Source organism: Nostoc sp. UHCC 0251 (genome assembly GCF_034932245.1).
GTDB lineage: Bacteria > Cyanobacteriota > Cyanobacteriia > Cyanobacteriales > Nostocaceae > Nostoc.
The window spans coordinates 1-9,925 of record NZ_JAYGHD010000134.1; the positions used below are offsets into that span (position 1 = coordinate 1).

Consider the following 9,925-nt stretch of genomic DNA (forward strand, 5'->3'; position numbering starts at 1 on the left):
CCCCACAAGGGATTAATAAAATTTTGATATGCAAATTAGATGTGTTTTAGCTTACCAGCGTAGAAGATATTCAATTTGTTGACACTGGTGGACAAAAACCCTTACAGGTGTCACTACGAGGTGATAACCTCCAAAGCCTCAGCAAAGCTGCCAAGGCAATTAAAGAGCGCATCGAAAAATTACCGGGATTTGCTGATGTCACTGTTACAAGTGAAACCAATCCACAGGGTACAGTTTTTCAAATTGAGCGGCTCAACAATCAAAGAGTTGCCTATATTAGTGCCAATTTGGGCAAAGATTTGTCCTTGGGTAGTGCCACAGACCAATTAGTGGCAGAAGCAAAAGCAGTGTTACCTGCTGGTGTAACTTTAGACTTGGGAGGAGATTCAGCCCGCCAAGGCGAAGTATTTAGTAGTTTTGGTACTACTTTGCTTTTATCAGCACTGTGCATTGTCGTTGTACTTATTTTACTGTTCAAAAGCTGGATAGACCCAGTAGTTATTGGTGTTTCTTTGCCCTTGTCAATTGTTGGTGCCATGTTGGCTTTACTCTTTACCAAGAGTGACTTTGGCATGATCTCACTGATTGGCTTTGTGTTTTTGTTAGGACTAGCAAACAAAAATGCCATCTTACTGGTAGATTACATTAACCAACTCCGCAAATCTGGCTTAGACCGCACAGAGGCGATCCTCAAAGCTGGGCCAGTGCGCCTCAGACCAATTATGATGACCACTGCCTCTACACTCTTAGGGATGTTACCGATCGCATTGGGTTTTGGTGCAGGTTCGGAATTGCGATCGCCTATGGCTGTAGCGATCGCAGGTGGACTCGTAACTTCAACTATCCTCAGTTTGATTGTTGTGCCAGTAGTCTACGCTATTTTGGATGATTGGTTTCCCCGATTTAAGAACAGGGGGACAACTTGATGCAGGTTTTTGTCACAGGGGGTACGGGCTTTATTGGTGCCCACTTGGTACGATTGTTGCTGCAACAGGGTTACACAGTCAAAGCCCTAGTACGCTCAAGCAGCAATTTGGAGAATCTCCGCGGTTTGGAGGTGGAAATTGTCAAAGGCGATTTGAATGATCCCAATCTCTGGCAACAGATGGAAGATTGTCAATATTTATTCCATGTGGCAGCCCATTATTCCCTCTGGCAAACAGACCGAGAGTTACTCCACCATAACAATGTCCTGGGTACGCGCAATGTATTGGCAGCAGCCCGCAAAGCTGGCATTGAGCGCACCGTGTACACCAGTTCAGTAGCGGCAATTGGGGTAGGATCATCTGGTCAAGTCGTTGATGAAACACATCAGAGTCCTTTAGAAAAGTTGGTGGGTGACTATAAAAAGTCTAAGTTTCTCGCTGAACAAGAAGCCATGCAAGCCGTTGCTACAGGTCAGGAAGTAGTTATTGTCAATCCCAGTAGCCCCATTGGCTCGTTGGATATCAAACCTACCCCGACAGGTGATATAATTTTGCGGTTTTTGCGAAGGCAAATGCCCTTTTACTTAGATACTGGTTTGAATTTTATCGATGTGCGGGATGTAGCATGGGGGCATTTACTGGCATTGCAACGGGGTAAATCAGGCGATCGCTATATCTTAGGTAATCAAAACCTCAGTCTTAAAGAACTACTCGAACAACTCGCCGATATCACAGGTTTAATAGCACCTCAACGAACAGTACCCGCTTGGTTGCCCCTTAGTGTTGCCTGGGTTGATGAAAAGATTCTCGCACCATTGGGAAAATCACCCTCAGTGCCATTGGATGGCGTTCGGATGGCGAAACAGCCTATGTATTACGATGCCGGCAAGGCTGTACGAGCGTTGGGTCTACCTCAATCTTCGCTAAAGGCAGCACTCAAGGATGCTGTGGATTGGTTTGTTGCTCAGGGCTATGTTAAATGAGAAATATAGCAATTCACATGTAGATACAATATGTAGGGGTGCATCGATGTACGCTCCTACCGTGGTGTTTTTAGATATATGAAGAGGAGCGATCGCAACAATGGCAGTTAATCTACAACAAGCTATGGATATTGGGAAGTATCTTGTTACACAGCGTTTGAAAGGACGTAAACGCTTCCCCTTAGTATTAATGTTGGAACCTCTTTTTCGGTGTAATTTAGCTTGTACTGGTTGTGGTAAAATCCAACATCCGAAGGAAATTTTAAAGCAAAATCTCACCCCAGAACAGTGCTTTGCCGCAGTGGAAGAGTGTGGCGCACCGGTTGTCTCAATTCCTGGGGGAGAACCTCTTCTACATCCCCAGATTGATGAAATTGTTCAAGGATTAATTGAGCGCAAGAAATATATTTACTTGTGTACCAATGGCTTGTTATTAGAAAAGAGTCTGGATAAGTTTCAACCTTCTCCTTACTTGACTTTCAGCGTGCATTTAGATGGGATGCGGGAGTTGCACGATCAATGCGTTGATCGCAAAGGTGTTTTTGATATTGCTGTCAAAGCCATTCGCGCCGCTAAAGCTAAAGGTTTTCGTGTTACAACTAACACTACTATCTTTGAGGGTACTGAACCCAAAGATATGCAAGAGTTCTTTGACTTTATAGACACACTAAATACTGACGGGATGATGATTTCTCCTGGCTACAGTTACGAGTGGGCACCAGATCAAGATCATTTTCTCCACCGTGAACAAACACGCACCCTCTTCCGGCAAATTCTGGCTCCATACAAAGCTGGTGAAAAAAACTGGAACTTCAATCACAATCCGCTTTTCTTAGATTTTCTTACTGGTGAGAAAGACTATGAATGCACGCCTTGGGGTAGCCCTAGCTATAGCGTTCTTGGTTGGCAAAAACCTTGCTATCTGCTGAACGAAGGTTATTACTCTACCTTCAAGGAATTACTGGCACAGACTGACTGGAGCCAATACGGCCAAAAGAGTGGTAATCCCAAGTGTGCCGATTGTATGGTTCACTGCGGCTATGAACCCACTGCCGCAATGGATGCAATGCAACCGCAAAATATGGCGCGTGCCCTTGGCAGTGTGTTTGGCAGGAGCTAGAAAAACTGGCGTAGGTTGGGTTTCGCTGCCGCTTAACCCAACCTACTGTTCTTCTTGATCCAAGCGTATTAGTCTATATGCAAATCTAGAGCTTCGGCTGGGCTAATAATAGACATCTCCAGAAATTAATGCGTTACCTGAAACCCTTGTAGATAGAGACGTTGCAATGCAACGTCTCTACATTTTCGGATATGTCTAATAATTTTGGTATTGCATATTTTTTACAGGATGATTTAGCAACTTCCAAAATTTCCGCCTTGCTTGCTCCAATTCATCCTAAAGTTCTGCAACGCCATAATTCTAAGTCTGCCGATTGCATAGTTAACTACGGCTATGAACCTGCGGATGCAATGCAGTCGCAAAATATGGCGCGTGCCCTTGGCAGAAATTAGTAAGTAGCTAATAATACACAACTTAAATCTGCGATGCTTGGGGCAGGCTACACCTACGTACCCTTAAAGGGATTTCCCAGGAATAAATTATCCCATCTTTACTGGGGTCGAGAGAAGTCAATAAGGAAAAGACATAATACTGTAAAGTTATGTAAATGAAATTAACAAACATAACAATAATTTGTAATAAATAATGACGCGGCAGCATTGTATAAAGAGAACTTGAGAGTGAAAAACAACATCTTAATCAGGTTTTCCAGTCGTTCAAAGAAGTTTGAAGTTTTTTAACAAAAGTTTTAATCTGAAAGCCTGGAGATCGTAAACTTATTCCGTGGATGTCTGTTTTGAACCTTTCGTAACCCGTCAGGCAGTACTGACATCAAAAAGAAACTGAACCATTCAGTTTTGAGTCCAATTATTCTTAACCAAGCAAACTAGGAGACAAAAGCAATGGTTTTAGATGCATTTGCAAAAGTAATCACCCAAGCTGATGCCCGCGGTGAATATCTCAGCGCTGCTCAGTTGGACGCTCTAAGTGCCCTCGTTAAAGATGGTAACAAGCGTGCAGATACCGTAAACCGGATTACCGGCAACTCCTCAGCAATTGTTGCCAATGCAGCCCGCGCTTTGTTCGCAGAACAACCTCAGTTGATTGCTCCTGGTGGTAATGCTTACACCAGCCGTCGCAATGCTGCTTGCTTGCGCGACATGGAAATCATCTTACGCTATGTTACCTATGCAATCTTTGCTGGTGATGCAAGTGTGTTAGATGATCGTTGTCTAAACGGTCTGCGCGAAACCTATTTGGCGTTGGGAACACCTGGATCTTCTGTAGCAGTTGGCGTGCAAAAGATGAAGGAAGCAGCTTTGGCTCTTGTTAATGACCCCAACGGTATCACCAGAGGCGATTGCAGCGCTATATCATCTGAAGTTGCTAGCTACTTTGATCGTGCAGCCGCAGCAGTAGCCTAAACCCTTTCAAGACTTATTGACTGACAACTGTCAGTTAGACAAAAGAAATTTCAACAAAATTGTAAATAGGGAGATACTAAACCCATGAAGACACCTCTTACCGAAGCAGTTGCAGCAGCAGATTCTCAAGGTCGCTTTCTCTCCAGCACAGAAATTCAAACCGCTTTTGGTCGTTTCCGTCAAGCTCCTGCTAGCATGGAAGCAGCAAAAAGCTTGACTGCTAATGCCCAACGTTTGACAGAAGGCGCAGCTCAAGCTGTATACAACAAGTTCCCCTACACAACTCAACAACAAGGCCCTAACTTCGCTTCTACCAACACTGGTAAAGAAAAGTGTGCACGTGACATCGGCTACTACCTGCGGATCGTTACCTATTCCTTAGTTGTAGGTGGTACAGGTCCTTTGGATGACTTCTTGATTTCTGGCTTGGCTGAAATCAACCGCACCTTTGATCTATCTCCCAGCTGGTACGTTGAAGCTCTCAAATACATCAAGGCTAACCACGGTCTAAGTGGCGACCCTGCTGTAGAAGCTAATTCCTACATCGACTACGCAATTAACGCTCTCAGCTAGAGAGTGTATTTAGCCCGGAAAGGAAAACAAGCTCTGTTAGCACAATAGCTAGGAGTTGGTTTATCTTTCTGGGCAGTTTTATTTTCAAAAGGCTGTTAAAAAATTAGAAAAATTTTTTCTAAAAAGTTTTCAGTTTTGCATTAAAAACTGAGGAGGTCTAAATATGGCAGCTTTGGGACAAGCATCAAGACTAGGGATTGGAGCCTTTGAAGACTCAGGAGTGGTAGAATTACGTCCCGATAGAACAGAAACGGATGTACAAGTAATCATCCGAGCAGCTTACCGTCAGGTTTTGGGTAATGAATACCTGCTGGAAGGAGAGCATCTTGTCAGTGCTGAATCACTGTTGCAGCAAGGTGTGATTTCAGTTAGGGGTTTTGTGCTAGCCATTGCTCAGTCGGAACTCTATCGGGAGAAGTTTTTCCATTCAAACTCGCAAACTCGATTCATCGAGTTGAATTATAAACATTTATTGGGTCGCGCCCCAGAAGACGAGTCAGAGATTTCGTACCACGTTGAGCTTTACAACTCACAAGGTTACGAAGCTGAGATTAACTCATACATTGACTCGCAAGAATATCAAGAAAGCTTTGGCGAAAATATTGTGCCATACTATCGGGGCTTTAATAGTCCAGTAGGGCAGAAAAACGTTGGCTATAGCCGACTGTTCCAACTGTATCGGGGTTATGCCAATAGCGATCGCGCTCAAGGGCAAAAACAAGGACGCCTAACGTGGGAAATAGCTAAGAATTTGGCTTCACCTATCTACCCAGTCTCTACAGGGGCCTTAACGGGACTCTCATCAGGTGGCAGAGGAGAAACATACCGGATTCGGGTACTACAAGCAGCTTCTCCAAACTCAACTGTAGTCCGGCGGAGTACTGCGGAATTGCTTGTACCCTACGAGCAACTTTCTAGTAAATTGCAGCAGCTTAATCGTAAGGGCAGCAAAGTGATTAGCATCACATCTGTATAAATTAGGGAATTGGGTGGGGGGTAGGGAGTAGAGAGTAGGGAGTAGCGAATTTCACCACTCTCAACTCCCCACTCCCCACTTCTCTTACCAATTACCAATTACATAAGGAAAATTACCAATGGCTATTACAACAGCAGCTTCCCGTCTGGGAACAGAAGCTTTTAGTGATAACGCTCCTGTAGAATTGCGCCCAAATGCAACTAAAGAAGACATAGAAATGGTAATTTCTGCCGTCTATCGTCAGTTATTGGGCAACGATTACTTAATGAAATCTGAGCGTCTCACAAGTGCTGAATCTATTCTGCGCGATGGGAAAAGCACAGTACAAGAGTTTGTGCGTCAAGTAGCCAAATCAGAACTGTACAAAACCAAGTTTTTCTACAACAGTTTTCAAACTCGCGTCATTGAACTGAACTATAAACATTTGTTGGGTCGCGCTCCCTATGATGAGTCTGAGGTGGTTTATCACTTAGACTTATATCAAACCAAGGGATATGAAGCCGACATTGATTCCTATATTGATTCGCCAGAGTATCAAAGTAGCTTTGGTGATAATATTGTGCCTTTCTATCGTGGCTTTGCAACCCAAACAGGTCAGAAAACTGTCGGATTTAGCCGGATATTCCAACTTTATCGCGGCTATGCCAGTAGCGATACCTCTCAGCTTAGAGGTAATTCCTCTCGCCTTGCCGTTGAACTAGGTCGCAACAGTGCATCTGTTGTTGTTCCTCCATCTGGTGGTCCTTCCGGTTTTGCCTACGTTGCTCCAGAAAAAGGCGTTACCCCCAACAGTACTTTCGGTGGTGCAGGAACTTTCGGACAAGAAGGCAGACTCTACCGGATTGAAGTGGCAGGCGTTTTTGGGGCTGGGTATCCTAGCACACGCCGGGTTAATCAAGCTGTGATTATACCATACGAAGGACTATCTGCTTACTTCCAAAGAGTGGTAAAACAAGGTGGTAAAATCGCCAGTGTGAAGCCACTTTAGTGTCATTGGTCATTAGTCATTGGTCATTAATTTCAGACCAAGGACTAATGAGAACTTCAATTTATAAATTAATTTGGAATTGGTTTATGCTTGGACAAATTAATGGTAGAAATAGCAATCGCTCCTTCCGCTATGAAGTAGTCGGTATGCGCCAAAGTGAAGAAACAGAAAAAGTCAGCTATCCTATTCGTTCTAGTGCCAGTACGTTTATTACAGTGCCTGAGAACCGGATGAATCAGGAAATGCAAAGAATTACTCGCTTGGGTGGCAAAATAGTCAGCATTCAGCCGTTGAATGTTGAGACAACACATAGCGAACACAACCATGAATCCCAGTCCGGAGAAAATTAAAGATTTATCACTGACAGGTGACAATGTCGACGGTGGATCTTTAACTGTAGAGCAAGCGATCGCTAATCTTGAAAGTGCAGATTTAGGTCTGCGATTTTATGCTGCTTGGTGGTTGGGCAGATTTCGCATAGGTGAAGCAGCTGCGGTTACAGCACTGATTAAAGCCTTAGAGGATGAAGCCGACAGGACACCAGAAGGCGGATATCCTCTGCGGCGGAACGCAGCTAGAGCCTTAGGAAAACTGGGCGATCGCCAAGCAGTATCACCTTTAATTGGGTGTTTAGACTGCTCAGATTTTTATGTACGAGAAGCTGCGGTACAATCCTTAGAGATGCTGGGCGATCCGGTTTGTATTCCTGCGCTAATTAAGTTATTAGCATTAGGTTTACAGGGAGAGCAGCTCATATCATCCAAGCAGCCTGATTTATCTCAACCCTACGACTCCATCTTAGAAGCCTTGGGAACTTTGAGGGCGACTGAGTTCACCCCTTTGGTAAAGGCATTCTTAGAGCATCCAATCGAATTGGTGCAATATTCTGCCGCACGAGCTATGTATCAATTAACCCAAGAACCAGTGTATGGAGAAAGGTTGGTACAAGCTTTGACGGGAGAGAAATTGCAATTGCGTCGAGCAGTGTTGGCAGATTTGGGAGCGATTGGATATCTACCCGCAGCAGATGCGATCGCACAGACTCTTGCTGAAAATAGCCTGAAACTGATTTCTCTTAAAGGATTACTAGAACATCAAGTAAATCACATCACACCAAGCACTTTCTCTGAAGGTGCAATTAAAGTGATGAATTTGATGGACTCGCTGTTGTAGTCATAAATTCTAGATAATCAGTTGTCATTAATACGTTGCAATAAAATCTTTACAACATACAAACCCCCAAACTAACTGTAAAATCAGGGCTAGGGGGTTTATGTATTATACTAACTACGGATAACTTAAGCTACAATGGGCTGACGACAAATTACCCATGAAAAACTATTATGAATAACAGCGATCTTGCCCAAATATTGATCCGTGCTGTAGAAGAAGCAGATTCCTCGGATCGCTTATTAGACGCAGTTCAGGAGTTAGCAGCAGCTGAGATAGAGGAAGCTGTTCCTACTCTAATTGCAGCTTTGGGCTATAACAATCCAGGGGCAGCCGTGGCGGCGGTAGATGGGCTGATTGCGATCGGGGAAGCTGCGGTGCAGCCACTATTGCAACTAATTGATGACTACAATTACGGAGCGAGAGCTTGGGCTATTCGTGCCTTAGCGGGAATTGGGGATCTACGGGCGCTAGATACCTTGTTAGAAGCAGCAAAAACCGATTTTTCCCTGAGTGTGCGGCGGGCAGCTGCCAGGGGATTAGGCACTTTGCGCTGGCATCAAGTACCACCTGAGAAACTAGAATCTATTCAGACTCAGGTACTAGAGGCGCTACTACTAATTTCTCAAGATCCAGAGTGGGTAGTGCGCTATGCAGCAGTGACAAGTTTAGAAACACTAGCTATTGCTATAGCAGTCACTTTACCCGATCAAGCATCGCGGATTAAAGATCAACTTCAGCAAATGCTCGATACAGATGTTGATCTCGGAGTTCGTACCCGTGTCAAGTTTGCACAGGAAATAACTCAGCAGCCACAACATCAACGAATGTTTGCACCTAAAAGAAAGGTAGAAAATCCTGAACTGCCTTATCGCGGTAGTAGCAGACGGTAAGCAATTGGAAATTTTTCAAGGCTCTGCCGCCAGAAGGCACATAGCAACCTACTAGTGGACTGCTATGTGCCTTTCTTTGATAAAACTAAACAGATAATAAAGACTGAATTTCTCCCTGAATATTGCCACGGGCAGATGGTTCGGCAAACTCTAACATTAAAGGCGTAAAATAGATACGCGATCGCTGTAAAAATCGTTCTAAAACCTGCCGACGACCTGTGATGTAATCTGCATCTGCCACCCAACCATATTCCTGGCGAATGGCATGGGCATATTCAGGATACTGGACTGAGTTAGTAGCCAAAATCGCTAAATCTGCATCCAATAAAACTTGGCTATCATAGTCATCCACCGCAGCTTGGTGGTCTTTAGTGTTCAGAATGAGACGGGTGACAGTAGTTATAGTGCTTTCTGGAATACCCAAATTACTCAGCAATTCAAAAGCATAGTCTGCGCTTCGTTTTTCATTATCTTCAGCTTGAGTGTCATACACGACATCGTGAAACCAGGCAGCTAGTTGAACAGCAGCTAGGTTGTTTGTGTAGCCTTGCAAAATCTGAATTGTGCTAAGGACGTGATCAATATGTTTAAGTGTATGGTAGTAGCGGCTAGGGGTAGAATAAGCTGCAACCAAGCAATTAAAAGCTTTCTCAGCCGCTACCTGGTCAACACCAAAGGGTTGGAGTGTGTGTTGCCAGTTAGAAAATAAAATATGCGTAAGGTTTTCTGTAGGCATAAACATAATATCCACACTCTTAGTATGACTGAGCTAATCTCTTGTGTTGCAACATCTATTAATTAAGTTAGAAATAGATCAACAAAAGGATAACACTTGTTATTGAATTGGGCATTGGGCATGGGGCATTGGGCATTGGGCATTGGGCATGGGGCATTGGGCATTGGGCATTGGGCATGGGGCATGGGGCATTGGG

Annotated in this window: 11 protein-coding genes and 1 pseudogene; 11 read left to right on the plus strand and 1 reads right to left on the minus strand. The window is 44.2% G+C overall.

The annotated features are described in order from the left end of the window. Nucleotides 1-53 precede the first annotated feature (53 nt). The 11 genes and pseudogenes from VB740_RS15075 to VB740_RS15125 form a co-directional block, all read left to right on the plus strand. Nucleotides 54-926, plus strand: a pseudogene (locus VB740_RS15075) (efflux RND transporter permease subunit); the annotation flags it as partial. Next, nucleotides 926-1,909 (plus strand): hopanoid-associated sugar epimerase, encoded by a 984-nt coding sequence (gene hpnA, locus VB740_RS15080; RefSeq protein WP_323200794.1) that lies wholly within the window; start codon nt 926-928, stop codon nt 1,907-1,909. The pseudogene VB740_RS15075 and the gene hpnA, both read left to right, overlap by 1 nt. Nucleotides 1,910-2,009: 100 nt before the next feature. Beyond that, nucleotides 2,010-3,029, plus strand: a complete 1,020-nt coding sequence (hpnH, locus tag VB740_RS15085) for an adenosyl-hopene transferase HpnH (protein ID WP_323200795.1) — start codon at nt 2,010-2,012, stop codon at nt 3,027-3,029. 191 nt (nt 3,030-3,220) lie between these two features. Beyond that, nucleotides 3,221-3,421 (plus strand): hypothetical protein, encoded by a 201-nt coding sequence (locus tag VB740_RS15090; RefSeq protein WP_323200796.1) that lies wholly within the window; start codon nt 3,221-3,223, stop codon nt 3,419-3,421. A gap of 450 nt (nt 3,422-3,871) precedes the next feature. Next, nucleotides 3,872-4,393 carry a phycocyanin subunit beta gene (locus tag VB740_RS15095; protein ID WP_323200797.1) on the plus strand — a complete coding sequence of 174 codons (522 nt, stop codon included), beginning with the start codon at nt 3,872-3,874 and terminating at the stop codon, nt 4,391-4,393. 84 nt (nt 4,394-4,477) lie between these two features. Next, complete coding sequence (cpcA, locus tag VB740_RS15100) at nt 4,478-4,966, plus strand: phycocyanin subunit alpha (RefSeq protein WP_323200798.1); 489 nt, start codon at nt 4,478-4,480, stop codon at nt 4,964-4,966. 163 nt (nt 4,967-5,129) lie between these two features. Continuing rightward, nucleotides 5,130-5,942: a phycobilisome linker polypeptide gene (locus tag VB740_RS15105; RefSeq protein ID WP_323200799.1), complete on the plus strand. Its 813-nt coding sequence runs from the start codon at nt 5,130-5,132 to the stop codon at nt 5,940-5,942. Nucleotides 5,943-6,060: 118 nt separating this feature from the next. Beyond that, complete coding sequence (locus VB740_RS15110; RefSeq protein WP_323200800.1) at nt 6,061-6,930, plus strand: phycobilisome linker polypeptide; 870 nt, start codon at nt 6,061-6,063, stop codon at nt 6,928-6,930. 47 nt (nt 6,931-6,977) lie between these two features. Beyond that, entirely contained in the window at nt 6,978-7,280 is a 303-nt protein-coding gene (locus tag VB740_RS15115) for a phycobilisome linker polypeptide (protein ID WP_323200801.1), read from the plus strand. After that, the gene (locus VB740_RS15120) at nt 7,255-8,103 is read left to right on the plus strand and encodes a HEAT repeat domain-containing protein (protein WP_323200802.1); all 849 of its coding nucleotides are present in this window, start codon (nt 7,255-7,257) and stop codon (nt 8,101-8,103) included. The genes VB740_RS15115 and VB740_RS15120 overlap by 26 nt, the downstream gene beginning before the upstream one ends. A gap of 170 nt (nt 8,104-8,273) precedes the next feature. Then, nucleotides 8,274-8,993 carry a HEAT repeat domain-containing protein gene (locus VB740_RS15125; protein WP_323200803.1) on the plus strand — a complete coding sequence of 240 codons (720 nt, stop codon included), beginning with the start codon at nt 8,274-8,276 and terminating at the stop codon, nt 8,991-8,993. A gap of 85 nt (nt 8,994-9,078) precedes the next feature. On the opposite strand, the gene VB740_RS15130 is transcribed toward VB740_RS15125, so the two are convergent. Further along, the gene (locus tag VB740_RS15130) at nt 9,079-9,729 is read right to left on the minus strand and encodes a hypothetical protein (protein WP_323200804.1); all 651 of its coding nucleotides are present in this window, start codon (nt 9,727-9,729) and stop codon (nt 9,079-9,081) included. Nucleotides 9,730-9,925: the final 196 nt, after the last annotated feature.